Raw genomic sequence first — 23,550 nt, 5'->3', positions numbered from 1 at the left:
GCCGGGGCGGTCAGGCCGCCGGACCGGTGAACAGCAGCAGCGGGGCGCCGGCCTGGTAGCCGACCTCGACGGTGATGAGGTCCCGGACGTCGGTCGGCACGCTGAACACGTACACGCCCTCGCCGGTCGCGCCGGGCTCCACCGTGCCGGTGAACGGCACCCGGGACGGGTCGTCCAGCGGGGAGGCCGGTTCTCGGTCGGCCCCGTAGGAGAGGTTGACCGAGACGCCGTCGAGCGAGACGGCCTCGGAGGTGCCGTTCTCGATGCGCACCGTGAGCCGCAGCGCCGGGCCGGCGACGTTGCCCGGGCCGACCGCGGTGCCGTCGATCGCCTCGACCGAGGCGATGGAGGCGACGATGCCGTTGCCCACGGCCGCGGGGGCGTCGATCGCCACCTCCGGCAGCGAGGGCGGCGGCTCGTCGACGTTGTCGGTGGGCCCGGTCGGCGTCGGCGTCGGCGGCAGCGGCGCGACCGTCTCGTCCTCCGGCGCGCCCGAGGTGGGCGCCGCGCTGGTCGGGGCCGCCGCGGCTGTCCCGTCGCCGTCCGCGCCGCGGGTGACCAGCACCAGCACCAGCGCGACGAGGAGCACGAACGCCACCGCACCGGCGGCCACCAGGCGCCGACGGCGCGGCGCGGGCGGCCTGCCGCCCGCACCCGCCGGAGCCGTGCGCTGCTCGTCGTCCACTGCGTCGCCCCCGCGGCTCACTGCTGACCCGCCGGGAGGTGCTCGTCCGCCGGGGCGGGCGCGGGCACGGGCAGGGGCACGACCTGGGCCAGGTGCGGTCGCCGGACCGGCACCGGCCGGTCGGCGGCGGTGGCCCGCCGGCGGCCGCTGGGCCGCCGCTTCGGGAAGCGGCGCTCGGCCAGCACGCGGGCCAGCTCCTCGTAGCCGGCGGCGACCTCGTCCCAGTCGTAGCCGCGGGCCAGCACGCGGGCGCGCTTCCCGGCGCGCACCGTCCCCAGCGGGTCGGCCTCCACCGCGACCACCTGGCGCGCGACGTCGGCGGGGGTGCGGAAGAAGCGGCCGGTGTCGGCCACGACCTCGCGGTTGAAGTCGACGTCGAAGGCGGTGACCGCCGCGCCGGCGCCGATCGCCCGCAGCAGCGAGGGGTTCGTGCCCCCCACCGAGTGACCGTGCAGGTAGGTGCAGCAGTTGGCGTAGAGCTGGTCGAGCAGCTCCTGGTCCCAGACGCCGCCGAGGAAGCGCACCCGGCCGTCGGCGCGGGCGTGCACGCGGCGGGTGTACTCGTCGGCGTAGGGCGCGGAGCCGACGACGACCAGCGGCTTGCGCGCGGTGCTGGCCGCGTACCCCTCGACGATCACGTCGACGTGGTTCTCCGGCTCGAAGCGGGCGACCACCAGGTGGTAGCCGCGCGGCTCGAGGCCTAGCTCGGCGAGCCGGTCGCTCCCGGGCTCGATCAGCGGCGCCCCGTAGGTGAGCAGCGTGGTGGGCGCGGCGAACGCGTCGCGGTAGTAGTCGGCGATGCCCTGCGCGTCGGCGATGAGCGCGTCGGACCAGCGGACGGCGAGCGCCTCGGCCACCCGGTAGTACCGGCGGCCGATCGGGCCCCACTTGGCCCGCTTCCACTCCAGCCCGTCGACGTGCGTCGCCACCGGGATCCGGGCGGCGCGCAGCACCGGCAGCAGCGGCGAGTTGGCCGCGTTGAAGACGATCGCGGCGTCGGTCCGGTGGGTGAGCAGGTGCCGCACCGACAGCGCGGTGTGGCTCAGCGTCTCCAGCGAGCGCTTCCGCGCGGCGGGCAGGTGCACGAGCTCCATGCCGAGGTGCTCCGCCGGCGGCGGTTCCTCCGTGCCGGGCACGGTGCGGCAGTAGACGACGACGCGGTGTCCCCGGTCGGCCAGCCGGCGGCCGACCTCCTCGACGGCGGTCTCGAAGCCGCCGTAGCGCGCGGGGACACCGCGCGTGCCCACGAGGGCGATGCTCAAGCGGTCCACGGGATCTCCGTTCCTCGGCGTCCGAGCGGATCGGACGACACAGGGGTGCACAACGCACCGGTGCCGTCGCTCCCTGTGAGCATCGACGGCTGCGGGTTCCGGCGGGAGTCCACGCCGGACGCCCTCACCCGCACGAGTCACGTGCGGGTGAGGGCAGTGACCGTCAGTAGGCGCCGGAACGGCCGAGGACGGCGCGCACCGTCTTGGCGAGGATGAGCAGGTCCATCGCCAGCGACCAGTTCTCGACGTAGCGCAGATCGAGGCGGACGGCCTCCTCCCACGGCAGGTCGCTGCGCCCGGACACCTGCCACAGGCCGGTGAGGCCGGGCTTGACCAGCAGCCGCCGGTGCACCGAGGTGTCGTAGCGGGCCACCTCGCCGGGCAGCGGCGGGCGCGGCCCGACCAGCGACATGGTCCCGCCCAGGACGTTGAACAGCTGGGGCAGCTCGTCCAGCGACAGCCGGCGCAGCACCCGGCCGACCGGGGTGACCCGCGGGTCGACCCGCATCTTGAACAGCACGCCGTCGGAGATGTTCTGCGCCATCAGGGCGTCGACCTGGCGGTCGGCGTCGACGACCATGCTGCGGAACTTCAGCATGGTGAACGCCTGCCCGTTCACGCCCACCCGCTCCTGGCGGTAGAGGACGGGGCCGCGGCTGGTCAGCTTGACGGCGGCGGCGATGGTCAGGAGCACGGGGGCGAGAAGGAGGAGCGCGAACGCGGCCGCGGCGCGGTCCAGGCCGCCCTTCACCACCCGGCGCCAGCCCTCGAACCGCGGCTGCTCGACCGACAGCAGCGGCAGCCCCTCCAGCGGGCGGATGTGCAGCCGGGGGCCGGCGACCTCGATCAGGCCGGGGGCGACGAGCAGCTCGATGCCGGTGCCCTCGAGCTGCCACGACAGCTGGCGCAGGTACTGGGCGGCGGTCTCACTGGCCGAGGTGACCGCGATCGTGTCCGCGCCCAGCCGGCCGGCCAGGGCGACGACCTCGTCCAGCCCGCCGACGGGGACGCCGGCGGCGTCGGCCACACGGGCCCGGTCGTCAGGGGTGACGCACGCGGCGACGACGTCCATGCCGGCGAACTGCTCCCGGCGCACCCGGCCGACCAGCTCCAGGACGGCGGTGCCGCGGCCGACGACGACCACCCGCTTGGTGCAGCGGCCGCGGGCGCGGAGCGCCCGCAGCGTGCACCGGGCGGCCCAGCGGCCCAGCAGGGTGACCAGGGTCAGCGCCGGGACGGCGACGACGACCAGCGCCCGGCTGAGGTCGAGACCGGCGGCGTAGGAGACGAAACCCGCCACGGCGAGCAGCAGGAACCCGGCCTTGCCGACCGCCCGGTACTCGTCGCTGCCGGTGCCGAACACCCGCTCCGAGTGGGCGCCGGTCGCCTGCAGCAGCACCGGCCAGACGACGAGGAGCGCCAGGGCGGCCCAGAACAGGGACGTGCCGGGCGAGACGGCGGTCGGCCGGGTGACGAGGACGGCGGTCGCGGCGACCGCGGCGACGACCACCTCGAACACCGTGAGCGCGAGGGAGTACCGGCCGGCCCACGACGGCGGGCCGGACCGCGGCCGGACGCGCACGGCGTCTGCCTCGATGTGGGGCGGCCGGACGGCGGTCCCGAGTCGGATCCTGGAGTGATCGAGCAGCACGGTTCCCCCTGAACGCGCGTGACGGTGTGTAGCCGACGTCACGCACACGAGGGAACGATCAGGTTGTCACCAGCTCTTTTCCCCCGTCGCGACGCTCGGCGACCTCGTCACCATCACACCGCGTCACGAGAGGGTCAATGCGGAGAGTGAGCGTTCACCCGAACGGGAGCACGGAGCGTCACCCCGTCACCGGACGGGGCGAACGGGTCAGCTCCGCGGGTGGACGACGTTCTGCGCCGCCTCCAGGCCCCGGGCGAGGAGCTCCTCGGTCGCGTCGGCCGCCTCGACGAGGAGCAGGTCGAGCTCCTTGCGCTCGGTGGCGGAGAAGTCCTTGAGGACGAAGTCGGCGGCGTCCTGCCGGCCGGGCGGGCGGCCGATGCCGACGCGCACCCGGAGGTAGTCCTTGGTGCCGGTGGACCGGGTGATCGACCGCAGCCCGTTGTGGCCGCCCTCGCCGCCGCCGCGCTTGAGCCGCACGCTGGCGAAGGGGATGTCGAGCTCGTCGTGCAGCACGACGAGGTCGGTGGCCGGGATGGAGTGGTAGTCCAGCAGGCCGCGGACCGGGCCGCCGGACTCGTTCATGTAGCTCGTGGGGCGGGCCAGCACGACGCGGCGGCCGGCCAGCCGGCCCTCGCCGATCAGCGTCCGGGCCCGCTTGCCCTTGCCCGGGGACAGCTTCACACCGGCCCGGGCGGCCAGCTCGTCGAGCACCATCGCGCCGACGTTGTGCCGGTTGCCCGCGTAGGACGGGCCCGGGTTGCCCAGCCCGACGACGAGGAAGGGCCCCTCGGACACCGCAGCAGGGGCGCCGGCCTCGCCGGCGCCCCTGCTGGTCGTGCTGTCGGTCAGCGCCGGACTCAGTTCTCTGCGGACTTCTCGGCGGAGTCCATGGACTCGCCGCTGCCCTGGTCGAGCGGCTCGGGGACGACGTCGCCCTCGCCGGTGCCCGCCTCGGCCGGGGCGGACTCCTCGCGCTCGATGCCGGCCTCGGCCTCGGCCTCGGCGAGCTCGGCCTCGAGGGCCTCGGCGGTGGGCGCACCGAGGAAGCCGATGACGAGCGCCTCGGCGTCGGTGACCAGGGTCACGCCGGCGGGCAGCACCAGGTCGCCCGCGGTGATGTTCTGCCCGGCGGTGTGGCCGGTGACGTCGACCTCGATCGTCTCGGGCAGGTTCGTGGCGTCCGCCTCCAGGGAGACGGTGTTCAGCTGGTGGTTGGGGATCGCGTCGACCCCGGGCTGCCCGACGACGACGATCGGGACGTCGACGGTGGTCCGCTCGCCGCGGTTGACCAGCAGCAGGTCGACGTGCTCGTGGACGCGGGTCAGCGGGTCACGCTGCACGGACTTGGTGAGGGCCAGCTGCTCCTTGCCGTCGAGGACGACGGTCAGCAGGGCGTTGTGCCCGCCGTTGCGCAGCGCCGCGGCGAACTCGCGGGCCGGCAGCGACAGGTGCACGACGTCCTGGCCGTGCCCGTACAGGACGGCGGGGATGCGGCCGGCCCGGCGGGTGCGGCGGGCGCTGCCCTTGCCGAACTCGGTGCGGGCCTCGGCGACGAGGCGGAAGTCAGCCACGGTGGTGTGCTCCTCGGGAGGTGGATCGGTTCTGGAGCCGGCACACGGCGCGGCACACCTCGCAGGGCACACGCACGTCGATCACGGAGTCGGACGAACCGCTCCCTCGCCGGGCAACGCAGACAGGATACCCGGCTCGCGACGTGCCCCGGACGGCAGCCGGGATCGGTCCCGCCGAGCGGGGCCCGGAGGGCTCCCCAGGTGGGGCCGAACCCGCGGAGCGGTCCCCCGGCGCGGGACGGGGAGGGCTCCACGCGTCGAGCGGCCTCGGCGCAGGGGCCCGCGCCGAGCGTGCGAGGCGTGGGGGCGCCGAGGTCCTTCCGGGCACCTGGCCGCGGTGTCGTCCGGAGGACGACGGTCAGGACGCGCCGTCGAAGAGGCTCGTCACCGAGCCGTCCTCGAAGACCTCCTTGATCGCCCGGGCCAGCAGCGGGGCGATGGAGAGCACGGTCAGCTTGTCGAACTGGCGGGCCGGCTCGATGGGCAGCGTGTTGGTCACGATGACCTCGCTGACCCGGCTGTTCTTCAGCCGGTCGACCGCGGGGCCGGAGAGCACGCCGTGGGTCGCGGTGACGATGACGTCGGCCGCACCGGCGTCGAACAGGGTCTCGGCGGCCTTCACGATGGTGCCGCCGGTGTCGATCATGTCGTCGACCAGGATGCAGACCCGGCCCTCGACCTCGCCGACGACACGATTGGCCTTGACCTCGTTCGGGCGCATCGGGTCGCGGGTCTTGTGGATGAAGGCCAGCGGGACGCCGCCGAGCTTGTCGGTCCACCGCTCGGCGACCCGCACCCGGCCGGAGTCGGGCGAGACGACGGTGATGTCCCGCTCACCCCACCGCTCGCAGACGTGCGACACCAGCAGGTCGAGGGCGAACAGGTGGTCGACCGGGCCGTCGAAGAAGCCCTGGATCTGCGCGGTGTGCAGGTCGACGGTCATCAGCCGATCGGCGCCGGCGGTCTTGAACATGTCGGCGACCAGGCGGGCGGAGATGGGCTCGCGGCCGCGGTGCTTCTTGTCCTGGCGGGCGTAGGGGAAGAACGGGGCCACGACGGTGATCCGCTTGGCCGACGCCCGCTTGAGGGCGTCCACCATGATCAGCTGCTCCATGAGCCAGGTGTTGATCGGCGCCGTGTGGCTCTGCACCACGAAGGCGTCGCAGCCGCGTACCGACTCCTCGAAGCGGACGAACAGCTCACCGTTGGCGAACTCGTAGGCCGCCGTCGGCGTCGGGGTCACCCCGAGGTGCCCGGCGATCTCGTCGGTCAGCTCCGGATAGCCACGGCCGGAGAACAGCATCAGGCTCTTGCTCGGTGTCTGCCGGATGGCGCTCATCGGCTCTGCTACCCCTGGTGATCGAAGTTCGTCGCCGTCCGCCGCTCTACTCGGACCCCGTCGTCCCAGTGTCGGGCGCTGTCTCGGCCCCTGCATCCCCGGCCGCCTCCGCGGCCTTGGCGGCGGCCGTCCCGGGACGGCGTCGCTGCACCCAGCCTCCCACATTGCGCTGACGTGCCCGTGCGACGGCCATCGCACCCGGTGGGACGTCGGTGGTGATCACCGACCCGGCGGCGGTGTAGGCGCCGTCCCCCACGGTGACCGGGGCGACGAGCATCGTGTCGGAGCCGATGCGCACGTGGTCGCCGACGGTGGTGTGGTGCTTGGCGACGCCGTCGTAGTTGACGAACACGGTCGCCGCGCCGATGTTGGCGCCCCGCCCGATGGTGGCGTCGCCGACGTAGGACAGGTGCGGCACCTTGGAGTCCTCGCCGACCTCGACGTTCTTGGTCTCCACGAAGGCGCCGACCTTGGCGCCCGCGCCCAGCCGGGTGCCGGGCCGCAGGTAGCTGAACGGCCCCACGGTGGCCTCGGGGCCGATGACCGCGCCGAGGACGTGCGACCGCACGACGCTGGCGCCCTCCCCCACCGCGGTGTCGCGCAGCGTGCTGTCCGGGCCGACGACCGCGCCGGCCGCGACCGAGGTGCTCCCCTGCAGTTGGACGCCGGGCTCGAGCACCGCGTCGGCCTCGACGGTGACGGTGACGTCGACCCAGGTGGTCGCCGGGTCGACGACGGTGACGCCGGAGCGCATCAGGTCGTCGAGCAGCCGGTCGTTGAGGGTGCGCCGCCGGGCGGCCAGCTCGCGTCGGTCGTTGCAGCCCAGGACGTCGACCGGGTCCTCGGCGCGGGCGCCGCCGACGCGGGCGCCCTCGGCGACGAGCAGGCCCAGGACGTCGGTGAGGTACTGCTCACCCTGGTCGTTGTCCTCGCCGAGCCCGGCCAGGGACCGGCGGAGGGCCGCGGCGTCGCCCACGTAGACGCCGGCGTTGATCTCCCGGATCGCGCGCTGCTCGTCGGTCGCGTCGCGCTGCTCCACGATCGCGGTCACCGCGCCGTCGGCGTCCCGGACGATCCGGCCGAGGCCGGTGGGGTCGTCGACCTCGGCGGTGAGGACGGTGAGGACGTTGCCCGCGGTGCGGTGCGCGTCGACCAGCGCGCCGATCGTCTCCGGCCGCAGCAGGGGCGCGTCCCCGTTGACGATCAGCACCGGCCCGTCGACGTCGGGGACGGCGTCCAGCGCGACGGCCGCGGCGTGCCCGGACCCGCGCTGCTCGGCCTGGAACACCGGCCGCGCGTCCGGCGCGACCGCGGCGAGGTGCTCCTCCACCTGCTCCCGGCCGGCACCGACGACCACGACGGTGTGCGCGGCCGACAGCGGCGCGGCGGCGGCCAGCACGTGCCCGAGCATGCTGCGCCCGCAGAGGCCGTGCAGCACCTTGGGCGTGGAGGACTTCATGCGGGTGCCCTGACCGGCGGCGAGGACCACGACGGCGGCGACGGTCGGTGCGGGTGGAACGGTCACGGGTCTCCTCGTGCCTGGAGTGTCACGGTGCGCAGAGCTCAGGGCTGCATCGCTGGGGGACTCGGACTCGAACCGAGACTTCCCGGCTCCAAAGGCCGGCGGGCTGCCGATTACCCCATCCCCCACTGCTGGCGCCGCCGGTCCCCCGGCGGCACGGACGCCGGTCGGCGTCCCCCTGGAGACTAGGGTGCCTCCTCCCCAGCGGTACCGGCCGCCCGCCCGCCGACGGCCACCCGACCGGGCGACGTCGCGGCCCCCTCAGCCGACCAGACGGGCTCCCGGAACCGGCCCGTACACCGCCCGGACGGTGCGGTAGACGCCCTCACCGGCCAGGACGGCGGCCAGCCGCACCGCCGTCTCCTGGTCCTCGGTCAGCGCGGCGATCGTCGGGCCGGACCCGCTGACGATCGCCGCCGCGGCGCCCGCGTCGGTGGCCGCGCGCAGCCCGCGGCGCAGCGCCGGCCGCAGCGACAGCGCGGCCGGCTGGAGGTCGTTGGCGAGCGCGGCGGCCAGCGCGGGCACCGGGCCGCTGCGCAGGGCCGAGATGACCGGCTCCACCGGGTCGAGGTCCTCCCCGTCGGGGACCCGGCCCTCGGCCCGCAGCCGGTCCAGCTCGGCGTAGACGGCGGGGGTGGACAGGCCCTCGCCGGCGATCCCCAGCACCCAGTCCCAGCGCTGCCGCGCGAGCACCGGGGACAGCTGCTCGCCGTGCCCGGAGCCGAGCGCCACCCCGCCGTGCAGGCTGAACGGGACGTCGCTGCCGAGGCGGGCGGCCAACGTGGCGAGCTCGCCGCGGGTGGCGTGGGTGCCCCACAGCGCGTCGAGGGCGACCAGGGCGGCCGCGGCGTCCGCGCTCCCCCCGGCCAGGCCCGCGGCGGCCGGGATCGACTTGTCGATGGCGATGGTGGCGTCGGCCGGCACCCCGGCGCGCTCGGCCAGGAGCTCGGCGGCGCGCCAGACGAGGTTGCGGCGGTCGGTCGGCACCGCGTCGGCCCCGGCCGTCCCCTCCCCGGTCACGGTGACGGTGAGGCCCGTGCCGGGGCGCACGGTCACCGTGTCGAACAGCGAGACGGCGAGGTAGACGGTGCGCAGCTCGTGGAAGCCGTCGGACCGCAGCGGCCCGACGCCGAGGTGCACGTTGACCTTGGCCGGCGCCCGCGCCACCACCGCGCCGTCCCCGGCCAGCCGACCCGGTCCGCCCGGCGAGGACCAGCTCATGCCGGGTCGCCGGGCTCGGTCGCGGCCAGCCGGGCGAAGTCGCCGACCGACAGCTGCTCGCCGCGGGTCGCCGGGTCGATGCCGACGGCACGCAACCGGGCCTCGGCGGCCGCGGGACTGCCGGCCCACCGCGCCAGCGCCGCGCGCAGCCCCTTGCGGCGAGTGGCGAAGGCGGCGTCGACGACGGCGAAGGTGGCCGCCCGGTCGCCCGGCGGCGGTGGCCGGCGCACCAGGGAGACCAGCCCGGAGTCGACGTTGGGCTCGGGCCAGAACACCCGGCGCCCGACGTTGCCCGCGCGTCGCACCTCGCCGTACCAGGCGGCCTTGACCGACGGCACGCCGTAGGCCGGGGCCCCGGGGGCGGCGGCCAGCCGCTCGGCGACCTCGGCCTGGACGAGCACGAGGGAGCGGCGCAGCGTGGGCAGCAGCTCGAGCAGGTGCAGCAGGACGGGCACTGCCACGTTGTACGGCAGGTTGGCGACCAGCGCTGTGGGAGGTGGGCCGGGCAGCTCGCGGACCCGCAGCGCGTCGGCCTCGACGACGGTCAGCCGGTCGGCCAGGGCGGGCAGCCGCTCGGCCACCGTCCGCGGCAGCCGGGCGGCCAGCCGGGGGTCGATCTCGACAGCGGTCACGTGCGCGGCCACCGGGAGCAGCCCGAGCGTGAGCGAGCCGAGTCCCGGCCCGACCTCGAGCACGACGTCCTCGGGGGTCAGCTCGGCGGTGCGCACGATCCGCCGGATGGTGTTGGCGTCGTGCAGGAAGTTCTGGCCGAGCGTCTTGGTGGGACGCAGCTCGAGCTGCTGGGCCAGGTCGCGGATCGCGGCCGGGCCCAGCAGCTCGGAGGCAGGCTCGGGGGGAGTGCTCAGGTCGGTCCGATCAGCTGAAGAGGCGGGGACCGCAGTGCGGCCACTGGCCGGCCCCGGAGCGCTCGTAGAGGATCTGCGCCCGGCGGGTCTGCTCCTCGGCCGACGCGGCGGCGGGGTCGCCCGACCCGCCCACGGCGGCCCAGGTCGCCCGCGAGAACTGGTAGAGGCCACGGTACGTGCCGGTCGAGCTCACCGCGTCCGGCCGGCCGCCGGACTCGCACTTCGCCAGCGCGGCCCAGTTCAGCCCGTCGGCGGTGGCCGGGATGCTGCCCGACGGGGCCGGGCGCTCCTTGGTGCCGACGGTGACCTCCTCGGTGACCGGCTCGCGGGTGACGGTGGTGGACACCTGCTCGCGGGCGGTCTCGACGCCGTCGGTGACGGTGACCCGGAAGGTGGTCGCCTGCTCGCCGTCCTCGCCCGGCTTGGTGACGGTGCGGTCGCCCTCGAAGGCCTCGGGGTCCTGCTTCTCGACCGTCTCGTGCGGGATGGCCGTGGTCTCGGTGACCTCGTCCACCTGGACGCGGAAGACCTGCACGCGCATCCGGTCCATCAGCGCCTGCTCGGCGTAGACGCTGGTGCGGTCGGTCTCGGCGAGGTCGACGCCCTGCTCGGCGAGCAGGTCGCCGGCGGTCGCCGCCGTCGTGGTCACGACCCGCTGCTGGCCGTCGACGACCAGGGTGACGTCCTTGGGCGTGGTGATCGACAGCTCCATGCCGTCGAGCGGGAGGCGCTCGCTGCGGCTGGCCGAGACCTGGAGGTCCTCGGCGCGGTAGCCGAGCTGGTCGAGCGCCTCGTCGACCGACAGCGCGGTCACGTAGACCTCGCTCTCGACGCCGTCCACGGTCAGCTGCAGGGGCCGGGCCCGGTTGACGACGACGGTGTCGCCGTCGGCCACGGTCGCCCCCGCGTCGGGGAGGACGACGTCGTGCGCCTGGGTCTGCAGCCCCTCCTCCTCGAGCACCTCACCGACGGTGTCGGCGTAGGTGCTCACCTCGTGCGCCTGCCCGTCGACGGTCAGCGTCAGGGACTTCTGGGCGGCGTAGTAGGCCACGGAGCCGCCCACGAGTCCGAGCAGGACGAGGGCGAAGAGGGCGAGCTTCAGCGATCGGGGCACGACACTTCCAGGGGTCACGGAACCCGGGCAGAGGGCCGTCCCGCACCCCGGACGGCCGCCGATCAGGAGGGGAGCTCCCGGTCGGTTCGACGCCGCCCGGGTCGGTCCCCACCCCGGCTGGTCACGACACGATAACGACTGGTGCCCGTCTGGCGACGGGGCGAGAGCAGTCAAGCAGAGCGTCGACCTGACGACATGTGGGCACGCCGACACGCACAGTCAGCGACGTGCCGCGTGGGACGGGTGTGACGGATGCGCTGCGTGAGGTCCGCGCGGTGAGCAACACCACAGTGTGGCGCCGCCCTCGACGGGGCAGCGCCGACGGCCTCAGCCGGCGAGCGCGCGGTCCCGGGAGCGCACCGGCCGCAGCCAGGTGAGCAGGAAGACGGCGACCGCGAGCCCCGCGGCGAGCCCGGCGAACCCGCCGGCGACGAGCGCCACGGGGAGCAGGTCCACGCCCTCGGTGACCCGGTCGCCCAGGTCGATGCCGGCGGCCAGCAGCAGGGTCCCCAGCGGCAGCAGCGCCAGCACGCTGGCCGCGGCGGTGACCAGGTGCGCGGTCCAGGTGCGCAGCGCCTCGTCGACGGGGACGTCGGCGCCCTCGGCCGGCAGCGGGCGGAGCACCGCCCGGAGCAGCGCGATCTCGGTCAGCAGCCAGGTGAGCAGCGGCACGACGAGGGCGACCCAGGCCACGGAGTCGGGCAGGCTGTCGCGCCGCCACATCAGCACGGTGGTGAGCACCTCCGCGGCGACCACCGCCCGCATCGTCCAGACCAGCAGCGGGGAGATCTGCTCGGAGCGCCGCGGCCGCCGCGCGGGGGAGCTGAGCCGCCAGCGCGGCCGCGGGCGGGTCACCTCGGCCAGGACGACGCCGACCAGCAGCCCGATGACCAGGGCCGGCGCCCACAGGAAGACCGACGCCTCGGCGAACAGCACGATGCTGACCCCGATGCCGACCAGTCCGACCAGCCAGCCCAGCGCGCGGATGCGGCGGCCGTGCTGCGCCTGGCGCTGCAGCGTGGCGGTGCCCTCCGGGGTGGGCGTCGCGAAGTCCACGGCGGCGCCCGCGACGGCGCGACGGCCGGCGGCCAGCGCCCAGGCGCGCGCGAGCAGGACACCCGGGACCAGCACGGCGATGAACAGCACGACGGCGATGAGGCGGCCCACGCCATCAGTGTCCACTCTTCTCCTGGGAGCGGGAGAGCCGTCCTCCCCGCGCTCAGCGAGCAGCCGGTGCGCCGTCCTCCCAGGGTCCGAAGACCCGCTCGGCGGTGGCGGTGAGCGCGGCACACAGCTGCGGCAGCTCGGTGCCGGTGACCTCGGCCAGCGCCCGGACGGTCAGCGGCACCATCCGCGAGGCGTTGGGCCGGCCGCGGTGCGGCATCGGGGTGAGGAACGGGGAGTCGGTCTCCACCAGCAGCTGGTCGAGCGGTGTGAGGGCCGCCGCCTCGCGCAGGTAGCCGGCGTTGCCGAAGGTCAGCGTGCCGGCGAAGGAGAGGACGTAGCCCCGCTGCACGCAGGCCTTGGCGAAGGCGGCGTCCCCGGAGAAGCAGTGGAAGACGGTGTGCTCGGGAGCGCCCTCGTCCTCGAGCACGCGCAGGATCTCCTCGTGCGCCTCGCGGTCGTGGATGACCAGCGCGACGCCGCGGTCCTTGGCGATCCGGATGTGCGCGCGGAACGACGCCTCCTGCGCCGCCCAGCCCTCGGGCCCGGTGCGGAAGCGGTCCAGCCCGGTCTCCCCCACCGCGCGCACCCGCGGCAGCCCGGCGAGGCGGTCGATCTCGGCCAGCGCCTCGTCGGTGGCCGCGCCGTCGCCGGCCTCGTTCGGGTGCAGGGCGACGGCGGCGAGCACGTTCGGGTGCCGGGCGGCGAGCTCGGCCGACCACCGCGAGGAGCCGACGTCCACCCCCACCTGCACCAGCCGTGGGACACCGACCGCCGCGGCGGCGGCGATCTCGGCGTCCACGGCGTCCTCGTCCGGACGGCGGTCGCTGTCGAGGGCGATGTCCAGGTGCGTGTGGCTGTCGACCGCCGGGGACGGCAGCGGCTCCGGGGACGGCGGCGGCTCCCCCCGCCGGTTGGCGCGGGCGCTGGCCGAGCGACTCACTCCTCGCCCTCGAGCCGGCGCAGTTCCTCCTCGACGATCGACTCGTCGAGCTTCTTGAACACCGGGGTGGGCGGGGACAGCGGCGTCCCCGCCTGCAGCGGCCGGGAGGCCCAGACCGCCTGGGCCGACGCGTAGTCGCCGGTGATGACCGGGTAGGGCGAGCCGTCGTCGAGGTCGGTGACCTCGTCGACGCGCGGGGCCGGCGACCACACGCCGGTGCCACCGAGCAGCTCGTGGATCTTCTGCGCCGAGTGCGGGAGGAACGGCGTGAGCAGCGCGTTGCAGTCGCTGACCGCCTGCAGCGCGGTGTGCAGGACGGTGTCCCGGCGGGCCGGGTCCTCCTTGAGCTTCCACGGCGCCTGGTCGGACAGGTACTTGTTCGCCTCGCCGACGACGCGCATCGCCTCGGTGGCGGCGGCCTTCTGCCGGTTGCGGGAGAGCAGCTCGCCGATCGGGCCGAACGCGCCCTGCGTCGTGGCCAGCAGCGCGCGGTCGGCGTCGGTCAGCTCGCCCGGCGTGGGGACGGCGCCGACGTTCTTGGCCGCCATCGACACCGAGCGGTTGACCAGGTTGCCCCAGCCGGCGACCAGCTCGTCGTTGTTGCGGCGGCGGAACTCCGACCAGGTGAAGTCGGTGTCCTGGGTCTCCGGCCCGGCGGCGGCGATGAAGTAGCGCAGCGCATCGGCGTCGTAGCGGGCCAGGAAGTCCCGCACGTAGATGACGACCTGCCGGGAGGAGGAGAACTTGCGCCCCTCCATGGTGAGGAACTCGCTGGAGACCACCTCGGTGGGCAGGTTGAGCCGGCCGAGCGACCCCGCCGTGCCGCCCTTGTCGCCCTCGCCGTTGTAGCCGAGCAGCTGGGCGGGCCAGATCTCGGCGTGGAAGACGATGTTGTCCTTGCCCATGAAGTAGTAGGCGTCGGCGTCCGGCGTCTGCCACCACTGCCGCCACGCGTCGTCGTCCCCCGACCGGCGGGCCCACTCGATCGACGCCGACAGGTAGCCGACGACGGCGTCGAACCACACGTAGATGCGCTTGTCGGGGCGGTCGATCCAGCCCTCCAGCGGCACCCGCACACCCCAGTCGATGTCGCGGGTGTAGCTGCGCGGCTTGAGGTCGGTGAGCAGGTTCTTGGCGAAGTTGAGGACGTTGGGGCGCCACCCCGAGCGGCTGTCCAGCCAGGTGCCCAGCGCCCTGGTGAAGGCCGGCAGGTCGAGGAAGTAGTGCTCCTCCTCGACGAACTTCGGCGTCTCGCCGTTGATCCGGCTCACCGGGTTGATCAGGTCGACCGGGTCGAGCTGGTTGCCGCAGTTGTCGCACTGGTCGCCGCGGGCGCCGTCGTAGCCGCAGATCGGGCAGGTGCCCTCGATGTAGCGGTCGGGCAGGGTGCGCCCGGTAGACGGGCTGATCGCGCCCAGCGTCGTCTTCGGGAAGACGTACCCGTTCTTGAGCAGCCCGAGGAAGATCTCCTGGCTGATCGCGGCGTGGTTGGCCGTCGTCGTCCGGGTGAACAGGTCGTAGGACAGCCCCAGCGACTGCAGGTCACCGACGATGACCCGGTTGTTCCGGTCGGCGATCTCCCGCGGGGAGACGCCCTCGGCGTCGGCGGCGACCGTGATCGGCGTCCCGTGCTCGTCGGTGCCGCTGACCATCAGCACCCGGTCGCCCACCATGCGGTGGTAGCGGCTGAAGACGTCCGAGGGGACGCCGAAGCCGGAGACGTGGCCGATGTGCCGCGGACCGTTGGCGTAGGGCCAGGCCACGGCGGTCAGGATGTGCCGATCACTCACACGTCAACAGTACGGAGCGCCGTCCACCCGGCTCAGCGCTGGCTGGTGCCCGCCGTCGCCGCGCCGCCGGGCGTCTCCGGCGGGGTGGGGGTGACGAGAGCGATCGTCAGCAGGGCCAGGCCGATCACGCCGACGGTGGCGGCACGCAGGGCAGGGTGCGCCGGTGCCGGCTCCGGCGGCCGGGTCGAGGCCCGGGGCCCGGCGGCCACCCAGGCCACGGCCGTGGGGGCGCCGGCGAGCAGCAGCTTGCCCACCGGGACACCGAGCGCCATCAGGGCCAGGGCCGGCCCCGGGAGGGACGCCGGCAGGCCGTCGAGCAGCGGCGTCCCGAGGCTGAGGCCCAGCAGGACGGCGAGCAGCCCGATCTCGGCGGTGGCCACGCCCGTGTGGAGGCGCCGCCCCGAGCCGTCGGCGAGCAGCACTCCGCCGCCGGCGCAGAGCACCACCCAGCCGGCCAGGACCAGCAGGACGACGGCGACGACCAGCCCGGAGGGCCGCAGCGGGGACAGCAGCAGGCCGTCGAGGCCGGTGAGCGCACCCGCGACCAGCGCCACGGCCTCCACCCCGGCGACCCCGGCGGCGGCCACGACCGTCACCGGCGGACGGCGCCGCGCCGGCGCCACCGGCGCGACGGTGGGGCGGGGGTCGAGGACGGTGCTCGCCACGGGGCTGCTCTCCCTGGCCGGGGACGACGGTCACCGGTCGGGTCGGCGCGGGCGGGAGCCCGCTGAACGCCCGCGGGGAGGGGCCTCACCCCTCCGGGGGAGTCAGCGGCGGGCGATGTTCTCGGCGGCCGGCAGCCGCTCTCCGGTGGCCATCCGGCTGCGTCGACGGCCGTACACGAAGTACATGCCGATGCCGAGCAGCATCCAGACGAGGAAGCGCAGCCAGGTATCGGTGGGCAGGTTCGCCATGAGCCACAGCGAGGCCAACGCCGAGACGATCGGCAGGACCGGCACCCACGGCACCCGGAAGGACCGGTGCAGGTCCGGACGGGTGCGCCGCAGCACCCAGACGCCGATCGACACGAGGAAGAAGGCGAAGAGCGTGCCGATGTTCACCAGCTCCGCGAGCGCGGTGAGCGGGACGAACCCGGCGAGCAGCGCGACCACGATCCCGGTGGCGATCGTGATGCGGTACGGGGTGCCGTACCGGTGGTGGACCTTCGCCAAGCCGGGCGGCAGCAGGTGGTCACGGCTCATCGCGAACAGCACCCGGGACTGACCGAGCATCAGGATCATGACGACCGAGGTGAGCCCGGCCAGCGCGCCGAGCGAGATGATGCTCGAGAAGACCGGCATCCCGTTGGCCGAGAACGCGCCCGCGAGGGGTGCGGTCGCGCTCAGCTCGGTGTAGTTCTGCATCCCCACGACCACCAGAGAGACCGCCACGTAGAGAGCGGTGCAGATGGCCAGCGAGCCGAGGATCCCGCGCGGCATGTCCCGCTTGGGGTCCCGGGTCTCCTCGGCGGCGGTCGCCACGATGTCGAAGCCGATGAAGGCGAAGAACACGATCGCCGCGCCGGCCAGGACCCCGCCCCAGCCGTAGAGGCCGGGGCTGAACCCGGTGAGCACCGAGATCAGTGGCGTGTGCAGCCAGCCGCCCTCCCCCGCGGGCGCGGGCTCGGCCGGCGGGACGAACGGCGAGTAGTTGTCCGCCGTCACGTAGAAGAGCCCGACGACGATCACGAGCAGGACGACGGCCAGCTTGATGGCCACGATGATCGCGGTGACCCGCGAGGAGAGCTTGATCCCCAGGATCAGGACGCCGGTCATCACCAGCGTGATCGCGATCGCCGGGATGTTCACCGTCGCCGTCTCACCCGCGATCGACGACGGCAGCGGTGTGCCGACGTCGCCGAGCAGCTGGTTGAGGTAGCCCGACCAGCCCACCGAGACCGTGGCGGCGCCCAGGGCGAGCTCGAGCACGAGGTCCCAGCCGATGATCCACGCGATGAACTCGCCGAAGGTCGCGTACGAGAACGTGTACGCCGACCCGGCCACCGGCACGGTGGAGGCGAACTCCGCGTAGCAGAGCGCGGCGAGACCGCACACCACGCCGGCGATCACGAAGGAGATCGCGACCGCGGGGCCGGCCTGGTCGCGGGCGACGATGCCGGTGAGCACGAAGATGCCGGTGCCGATGATCACCCCGACCCCGAACACCGTGAGGTCGAGACCCGACAGGTTCTTCTTGAGCCGGTGTTCGGGCTCGTCGGTGTCGCGGATGGAGTCCTCGACGGACTTGACCCGACGCGTGTTCGCGGCCACGGCGCCTCCTCGCGGTCCACCGGCCGACCCGGCCGAGCTCCTCCCGGCAGCGTGACACGGGTGCAGCGAGCCTGCATGCCTACGCTGACGTGCTGGACGGGACAGGAGGAGGAGCCAGGGATGACCGGCACGGAGATCCCCCGCAGCACGCCGGGCGGGCCGCTGCCGGAGCCGCCGACGCTGCGACCGCGTCCGGCGGGACCGCCGCGGGCGACGCCGAGCCGGCCCGACGGCGTGGGCCCGGTCGTCGACTGCGCCGTCTACGTCGACGGACGCCGGCAGGCCCCGGTCGACCCGGAGGAGGCGCTGCAGACGGCGGTGGCCCAGGGCGGTTTCGTGTGGCTCGGGCTGTACGAGCCCACCGAGGAGGAGCTCGGCCGGATCGCCGAGCGGTACGGCCTGCACCCGCTGGCGGTGGAGGACGCCGTCTACGCCCACCAGCGGCCCAAGCTGGAGCGCTACGACGACGCCCTGTTCATGGTGCTCAAGACCGCGACGTACGTGGAGCACGACCGGCTCACCGCGACCAGCGAGGTCGTCGACACCGGCGAGGTCATGGTCTTCCTCGGCCGGGACCACGTGATCACGGTCCGGCACGGGGAGCACGGTCAGCTCGCCGACCTGCGCCGCAGCCTGGAGGAGCAGCGCGAGCTGCTGTGCCTTGGTCCCGCCGCGGTCCTCTACGCGGTGGCCGACCACGTCGTCGACGACTTCGTGGACGTGGCCGGTGCGGTCGAGGAGGACGTCGACGAGCTCGAGGCGTCGGTGTTCAGCGACCGGCGCACCGACGACATCGGCCGGCTCTACCAGCTCAAGCGCGAGCTGATGTCGCTGCGGCGGGCGGTGTCGCCGCTGGAGGTCCCGCTGCAGCGGCTCGCCGAGCGGCAGATCGACGTGATCCCGCAGCCGATGCGGTCCTACTTCCGCGACGTCCAGGACCACGCCATCCGGGTGCGCGACCAGGTCGCCGGCCTCGACGAGCTGCTGACCTCGATCCTGCAGGCGTCGCTGGCCCGGACCTCTCAGGCCGACAACGAGGACATGCGCAAGATCTCGGCGTGGGCCGGCATCATCGCCGTCCCCACTGCGATCGCCGGGATCTACGGGATGAACTTCGAGTTCATGCCGGAGCTGCACTGGCGCTTCGGCTACCCGCTGGTGCTCCTGGTGATCATCGGCGCCTGCGTGCTCCTGTACCGCGGCTTCAAGCGCAACGGCTGGCTCTGAGGGCTCCTCGGGTCCGCTGCCGCTCGGATTCGCGGTGTGTGCACACTCCGTCATCGGGTGAGCGCCGCCCGGATCGTCGCCACGAGCTGCGCGGGACGGTGCAGGTCCGATGCGGTGACGAAGACGACCGTCCAACCCGCCGCCTGGAGTCGGTTGAGGCGCCTCCGGTCCTTCGCGAACTGGCCGGGCTCGGCGTGCCAGGCGCCGTCGTACTCGACGGCGATCCTGAGCTCGGGCCACGCGAAGTCGACCCGGGCGACCTCGTGCCCCTCGTGCCGGACGACGTACCGGGCCACCGGCGCCGGCAACCCGCTGTCGACCACCAGGAGGCGCAACCGGGTCTCCTGCGGCGACTCGGCCCAGCCGTCCGCTCGGCGACAGGCCCGTCGGACGCGGGCGGACGCCGCACCTGGGACGTCGACCCGAGCGCGGATCGACCCGAGGTCGACGAGTCCCGCGACGGCCACGCGGTCGATGGCGACGACGGCGTCGTCCGGAGCGAGCACCGCCGCAGCCCGGACGGTCGCCGACTCCGGCGAGAGGAGACGCACCCGGTCCAGCACCCGGACGTCGTCCGGGTCCAGCGGCAGTCGCCGGACCCGGACGCCGGGGATGCGGCGGGGATGCGCTCCCGGCCCCAGGACGACCTCCACGTCGTCCCGCTCGTCGGCGAGTTCCACGCCCCACAGGACCGCGGCGCTCAGGCCCGAGACGACCGCACCGGGGAGGAGGACCCGAGCCGCGGCTCGGGCACGCAGCCGATGCGAGTCGGGCACCCGCGCGTCGACGTAGACGTCCCGGTGGACCCGGCGACAGGACGGGCCGCGCAACGCCGCGGGAGTGAGCAGGCCGCGGTCCACCACGTCGGTCCCGCGGAAGACGCGGCCTCGCAGCGATTCGGGGAGAGGGGTCGCGGGTGGCATGCGCGCACGCTCGCCCAGCCGGCCCGCGCGGCCTCTCCCGTCGTCCACAGCGAACGTCTTGTGCACACATCGGCCTCCAGGCGGGCGTCGGACCGCGCTGTGTGCACACGACGCTAGGGCGCGAGGATCAGGCCTCGGGCTTCGCGGCGAGGACGGCGTCGTAGACGGTGCGCCGCGGCAGCCCCGTGCGGACGACGACGGCGCGGATGGCGTCCTTGCGGGTGGCGCCGGCGGCCTCCTCGTCGGCCACCAGCGCGGCCAGTTGCGCGGGGTCGACCGCCACCGGGCCGGCCGGCGCCCCGCCCACCACCAGGGTGATCTCCCCGCGCACGCCCTCGGCCGCCCACGACGCCAGCTCGACCAGCGACCCGCGGCGGACCTCCTCGTGGGTCTTGGTCAGCTCCCGGCAGACGGCGGCCGGGCGGTCCGGGCCGAACGCTGCCGCGGCGTCGGTGAGCGCGTCGGCCAGCCGGTGCGGCGACTCGAAGAAGACCATCGTGCGGCGCTCGTCGGCCAGCCCGGCCAGCCGCGACCGCCGCTCCCCGCCCTTGCGCGGCAGGAAGCCCTCGAAGCAGAACCGGTCCACCGGCAGGCCCGACACCGCCAGCGCCGTCGTCACCGCCGAGGGCCCCGGGACCGAGGTGACCGCATGACCCGCGTCGATCGCCGCCCGCACCAGCGTGTAGCCCGGGTCCGACACCGACGGCATGCCGGCGTCGGTGAGCAGCAGGACGGTCGCCCCGGAGGCCAGCGCGTCGAGCAGCCCGGGCAGCCGGGAGCGCTCCACCGACTCGTGGAAGGTGACCACCCGCCCGGTGAGGGTCACCTCGAGGTCGGCGGCCAGCCGGTGCAGGCGGCGGGTGTCCTCGACCGCGAGCACGTCCGCCGACGCCATCGCCGACCGCAGCCGCGGCCCGACGTCACCGGGCTGGCCGAGCGGGGCACCGCCGAGCACGAGGCGTCCAGTCACGCGGGCGAGCCTGTCACGCCGGAGCTCGCCGGCCCGCCTGCAGGGGGCCGCCCCCTGCAGGGGCCCGCCGCGAGCCCGCGAGTGGCGGGGGCAGGGGTGTCTCACGGTGCCGGGGGCAGGCGGGTCCGTTCACTACCCTGACCCCATGGCGGTGCTGGCTCCCGATCGCACGGACCGGGAGCCCGGCGAGCCCCGGTCCGGCCGGGTGCGGCGCCCGCCGGTCCCCCGCCCCCGCCGCGACCGCACCCCGCCCCTGCCGGCCGACCGGCGGCTGTCCTGGGTGCTGGCGGCAGTCCTGGGCGTGGTCACCTTCGCCGTCCGGATCTGGGACCTCGGCTACCCCTCGGACCTGCTGTTCGACGAGGCCTACTACCCGCCCGAGGCGAACGAGCTGCTCGAGTGGGGCCACGAGTACAACCGCGGCTACACGTTCATCGTCCACCCGCCGCTGGGCAAGTGGCTGATCGCCGGCGGCATCCACCTGTTCGGCTACGACTCCTTCGGCTGGCGGTTCCCGTCCGCGGTGGCGGGCACCGTCGCCGTCGTCGTCCTCACCCGGCTGGGCCGGCGGCTGACCGGGTCGACGCTGCTGGGGCTGGTCGCCGGGCTGCTGCTGGCGCTGGACGGGTTCGCCTTCTCGCTGTCGCGCATCGGCCTGCTCGACGTCTTCCTGCAGGTCTTCGTCGTCGGCGCGGTGGCCTGCCTGGTGGTCGACCGCGACCGGGTGCGCGAGCGCATCCGGGCCGCGCAGGCCACCGCCGGCTTCCGGCTGGGCCCGCGCGGCTGGCGGATCGCGGCCGGGTTCCTCTTCGGCTGCGCCTGCGCGGTCAAGTGGAGCGGGGTGTACTTCCTCGCCCTGTTCGCCGTCCTGTCGCTGTTCTGGGACCGGGCCGCCTGGCGGGAGGCCGGCGTCGCGCGCCCGACCCTCACCGCCGCGCGGCGCGGGCTGCCCGGGGCGCTGTGGGCGCTGGCCGCCGTCCCGGTGCTCACCTATCTCGCGAGCTTCACCGGCTGGTTCCTCGGGGAGACCTCGCAGGGCCGGGCCTGGGCGCAGCAGAACCCGGAGACGGCGTTCCCGTGGGTCCCCGACGCGCTGCGCTCGCTGTGGCACCAGCACGCCGAGTGGCTGCGGTTCCACAACGGCCTGTCGACGCCGCACCCGTGGGAGTCCGGACCGTGGTCGTGGCTGGTGGACGGCCGGCCGATCCTGCTGTGGAACCCGCAGGGGCTCACCGACGCCGCGGGCGAGCAGGTGGTCCGGTACATCCTCATGGTCGGGACGCCGACGCTGTGGTTCGCCTTCGCGCCGGCGCTGGTCTGGCTTGCCTGGCGCCTGGTGGCGCGCCGCGACCCCGCCGCCCTGCTGGTGGCCACCGCGATCGCCGCCGGGTGGGGCACCTGGTTCCTCAACCCCGAGCGGACCATGTTCGTCTTCTACATGGCCCCGGTGGTGCCGTTCTTCGTGCTGGCCGTGGTGCTGGTCCTGCAGGACGTGCTGGGCCGGCCGGACAGCGACCGCTGGCGCCGCCAGGTGGGGCTGGGCGCGGTGGCGCTCTACGTCGGCGTGGTGGCGGCGACCTTCGTCTTCTTCTACCCCGTGCTGACCGGGCAGCCGCTGTCGCACGCCGAGTGGCTGGACCGGATGTGGTTCCCCTCATGGTTCTGATCCCGGGTGGCACACCCCGATAGTTGGGGTCTACAACAGATTGGTGTGAGCGCACACGGAGCCGGCCTGTTCCGGCAGCCCAAGGCCGTCTACGCCGTCGCCTTCGCCTGTGTGGTGAGCTTCATGGGGATCGGCCTGGTCGACCCGATCCTCCCCGCGCTGTCCGAGCAGCTGCAGGCCTCGCCCAGCCAGGTGACGCTGCTGTTCACCAGCTACCTGGTGGTCACCGCGGTCGCGATGCTCGGCACCAACTGGGTGTCCAGCCGGCTGGGGGCCAAGCGCACGCTGATGGCGGGCCTGACGGTGATCGTCGTCTTCTCGGCCCTCGCCGGGTTCTCGGGCTCGGTGGGCCAGGTCGTCGGCTTCCGCGCGGGCTGGGGGCTGGGCAACGCGCTGTTCATCGCCACCTCGCTGGCGGTCATCGTCGCCTCGGCCTCGGGCGGCTTCGCCGGCGCGATCGTGCTCTACGAGGCCGCCCTCGGCCTGGGCATCGCCGCCGGACCGCTGTTGGGCGGCCTGCTGGGCGACATCAGCTGGCGCGGCCCGTTCTTCGGCGTCGCCTGCCTCATGGCGATCGCGCTGGTCGCCACCGCCGTCCTGCTCGACCCGACGCCCACCCCGCCGCGCCGCAGCACGTTCTCGGCGCCGCTGCGGGCGCTGCGCCACCGCGGGCTGCTGACGATGAGCGTCACGGCGCTGCTCTACAACTGGGGCTTCTTCACGATGATGGGCTACGCGCCCTTCCCGATGGGCCTCTCGGCGATGCGGCTGGGCCTGGTGTTCTTCGGCTGGGGCCTGCTCGTGGCGTTCTTCTCCGTCATCGGCGCCCCGGTCCTGCAGCGCCGCTTCGGCACCGCGCCGGCCCTCTACGCGGCCCTGGCGCTGTTCACCGTCGACCTGGTGGTCATGGCCGTCGGCGCGGAGTCGGTCCCGGTGCTCGTCACCACCGTCATCGTCAGCGGGGCCTTCATCGGCATCAACAACACGCTGACCACCCAGGCGGTCATGCTGGTCGCCCCCGTCGAGCGCCCGGTCGCCTCGGCCGCGTACGGCTTCGTCCGCTTCCTCGGTGGCGGGCTGGCCCCCTTCGCCGCCGGCGAGCTCGCCGAGGCGGCCGGCGTGCACGTGCCCTTCGCCGTGGGCGCGGGAGCCGTGGTCGCCGGCATCGCGGTCCTGGCCACCGGTCACCGGCTGCTCGCGCAGGCCGACGCCGGCCTGGACGAGGACGGCGCCGCCGCGGAGAGCCACGGCCCGGTGGACGACGTGGCCGGTGAGGTGGCCGACGAGTTCGGCGGCGCACCCGGCGCGATCGACAGCGAGGTGCAGGTGGCCCACCCCCGCGCCCGCGCCTGAGCGG

General features: G+C 74.4%; 20 protein-coding genes and 1 tRNA gene. 3 read left to right on the top strand and 18 right to left on the bottom strand.

The genetic code is table 11. From position 1 onward, the window contains the following. Nucleotides 1-10: 10 nt before the first annotated feature. The 16 genes from ACI79D_RS04875 to ACI79D_RS04800 all read right to left on the bottom strand — a co-directional run bounded on the left by ACI79D_RS04875 (nucleotide 11) and on the right by ACI79D_RS04800 (nucleotide 17,407). Nucleotides 11-598 (bottom strand): hypothetical protein, encoded by a 588-nt coding sequence (locus ACI79D_RS04875; protein WP_456917185.1) that lies wholly within the window; start codon nucleotides 596-598, stop codon nucleotides 11-13. Between the two features lie 104 nt (nucleotides 599-702). Further along, entirely contained in the window at nucleotides 703-1,956 is a 1,254-nt protein-coding gene (locus tag ACI79D_RS04870; protein WP_456917184.1) for a DUF1972 domain-containing protein, read from the bottom strand. Nucleotides 1,957-2,119: 163 nt separating this feature from the next. Beyond that, nucleotides 2,120-3,538, bottom strand: a complete 1,419-nt coding sequence (locus ACI79D_RS04865) for a sugar transferase (protein WP_456917183.1) — start codon at nucleotides 3,536-3,538, stop codon at nucleotides 2,120-2,122. Between the two features lie 276 nt (nucleotides 3,539-3,814). Beyond that, nucleotides 3,815-4,402: an aminoacyl-tRNA hydrolase gene (pth, locus tag ACI79D_RS04860; RefSeq protein WP_456917182.1), complete on the bottom strand. Its 588-nt coding sequence runs from the start codon at nucleotides 4,400-4,402 to the stop codon at nucleotides 3,815-3,817. Nucleotides 4,403-4,464: 62 nt separating this feature from the next. Continuing rightward, nucleotides 4,465-5,178 (bottom strand): 50S ribosomal protein L25/general stress protein Ctc, encoded by a 714-nt coding sequence (locus ACI79D_RS04855; RefSeq protein ID WP_456917181.1) that lies wholly within the window; start codon nucleotides 5,176-5,178, stop codon nucleotides 4,465-4,467. 358 nt (nucleotides 5,179-5,536) lie between these two features. Continuing rightward, nucleotides 5,537-6,517, bottom strand: a complete 981-nt coding sequence (locus ACI79D_RS04850) for a ribose-phosphate diphosphokinase (protein WP_456917180.1) — start codon at nucleotides 6,515-6,517, stop codon at nucleotides 5,537-5,539. A gap of 46 nt (nucleotides 6,518-6,563) precedes the next feature. Further along, nucleotides 6,564-8,042 carry a bifunctional UDP-N-acetylglucosamine diphosphorylase/glucosamine-1-phosphate N-acetyltransferase GlmU gene (gene glmU, locus ACI79D_RS04845; protein WP_456917179.1) on the bottom strand — a complete coding sequence of 493 codons (1,479 nt, stop codon included), beginning with the start codon at nucleotides 8,040-8,042 and terminating at the stop codon, nucleotides 6,564-6,566. Nucleotides 8,043-8,094: 52 nt separating this feature from the next. After that, nucleotides 8,095-8,167, bottom strand: a tRNA-Gln gene (locus ACI79D_RS04840). Between the two features lie 133 nt (nucleotides 8,168-8,300). Continuing rightward, nucleotides 8,301-9,260: a 4-(cytidine 5'-diphospho)-2-C-methyl-D-erythritol kinase gene (locus ACI79D_RS04835; protein WP_456917178.1), complete on the bottom strand. Its 960-nt coding sequence runs from the start codon at nucleotides 9,258-9,260 to the stop codon at nucleotides 8,301-8,303. Further along, nucleotides 9,257-9,988, bottom strand: a complete 732-nt coding sequence (gene rsmA / locus ACI79D_RS04830) for a 16S rRNA (adenine(1518)-N(6)/adenine(1519)-N(6))-dimethyltransferase RsmA (RefSeq protein WP_456917177.1) — start codon at nucleotides 9,986-9,988, stop codon at nucleotides 9,257-9,259. Before rsmA ends, ACI79D_RS04835 begins: the two co-directional genes overlap by 4 nt. 148 nt (nucleotides 9,989-10,136) lie before the next feature. Continuing rightward, nucleotides 10,137-11,240 (bottom strand): ubiquitin-like domain-containing protein, encoded by a 1,104-nt coding sequence (locus tag ACI79D_RS04825; RefSeq protein ID WP_456917176.1) that lies wholly within the window; start codon nucleotides 11,238-11,240, stop codon nucleotides 10,137-10,139. 327 nt (nucleotides 11,241-11,567) lie between these two features. Next, complete coding sequence (locus ACI79D_RS04820) at nucleotides 11,568-12,407, bottom strand: hypothetical protein (RefSeq protein WP_456917175.1); 840 nt, start codon at nucleotides 12,405-12,407, stop codon at nucleotides 11,568-11,570. Nucleotides 12,408-12,459: 52 nt separating this feature from the next. Beyond that, nucleotides 12,460-13,347: a TatD family hydrolase gene (locus ACI79D_RS04815; RefSeq protein WP_456917174.1), complete on the bottom strand. Its 888-nt coding sequence runs from the start codon at nucleotides 13,345-13,347 to the stop codon at nucleotides 12,460-12,462. Then, nucleotides 13,344-15,137 (bottom strand): methionine--tRNA ligase, encoded by a 1,794-nt coding sequence (metG, locus tag ACI79D_RS04810; RefSeq protein WP_456917173.1) that lies wholly within the window; start codon nucleotides 15,135-15,137, stop codon nucleotides 13,344-13,346. Before metG ends, ACI79D_RS04815 begins: the two co-directional genes overlap by 4 nt. A 32-nt stretch (nucleotides 15,138-15,169) precedes the next feature. Next, on the bottom strand, nucleotides 15,170-15,802 hold the full coding sequence (locus ACI79D_RS04805; protein WP_456917172.1) for a hypothetical protein: 633 nt from the start codon (nucleotides 15,800-15,802) through the stop codon (nucleotides 15,170-15,172). Between the two features lie 102 nt (nucleotides 15,803-15,904). Next, a complete protein-coding gene (locus tag ACI79D_RS04800; protein ID WP_456917171.1) occupies nucleotides 15,905-17,407 on the bottom strand; it encodes an amino acid permease in 1,503 nt (500 codons plus the stop codon). A gap of 120 nt (nucleotides 17,408-17,527) precedes the next feature. Between ACI79D_RS04800 and corA the strand changes: the two genes are divergently transcribed. Next, on the top strand, nucleotides 17,528-18,634 hold the full coding sequence (corA, locus tag ACI79D_RS04795; protein WP_456917170.1) for a magnesium/cobalt transporter CorA: 1,107 nt from the start codon (nucleotides 17,528-17,530) through the stop codon (nucleotides 18,632-18,634). Nucleotides 18,635-18,684: 50 nt separating this feature from the next. Here the strand turns inward: corA and ACI79D_RS04790 are convergent, their stop codons facing one another. After that, a complete protein-coding gene (locus tag ACI79D_RS04790; RefSeq protein ID WP_456917169.1) occupies nucleotides 18,685-19,557 on the bottom strand; it encodes an endonuclease domain-containing protein in 873 nt (290 codons plus the stop codon). 127 nt (nucleotides 19,558-19,684) lie between these two features. Further along, entirely contained in the window at nucleotides 19,685-20,527 is an 843-nt protein-coding gene (gene rsmI / locus ACI79D_RS04785) for a 16S rRNA (cytidine(1402)-2'-O)-methyltransferase (RefSeq protein ID WP_456917168.1), read from the bottom strand. A gap of 145 nt (nucleotides 20,528-20,672) precedes the next feature. Here rsmI and ACI79D_RS04780 point away from each other — a divergent pair, with 145 nt between their 5' ends. Together ACI79D_RS04780 and ACI79D_RS04775 are read left to right on the top strand one after the other, a co-directional pair. Further along, a complete protein-coding gene (locus tag ACI79D_RS04780; RefSeq protein WP_456917167.1) occupies nucleotides 20,673-22,193 on the top strand; it encodes a dolichyl-phosphate-mannose--protein mannosyltransferase in 1,521 nt (506 codons plus the stop codon). A 45-nt stretch (nucleotides 22,194-22,238) separates the two neighbouring features. Then, nucleotides 22,239-23,546 carry an MFS transporter gene (locus tag ACI79D_RS04775; RefSeq protein ID WP_456917166.1) on the top strand — a complete coding sequence of 436 codons (1,308 nt, stop codon included), beginning with the start codon at nucleotides 22,239-22,241 and terminating at the stop codon, nucleotides 23,544-23,546. The last annotated feature ends 4 nt before the right edge of the window (nucleotides 23,547-23,550 follow it).

This window comes from Geodermatophilus sp. SYSU D00708, assembly GCF_054050115.1.
The sequence above is the reverse complement of the archived record's forward strand: the minus strand, read 5'-3'. Positions and strand labels throughout refer to the sequence as shown.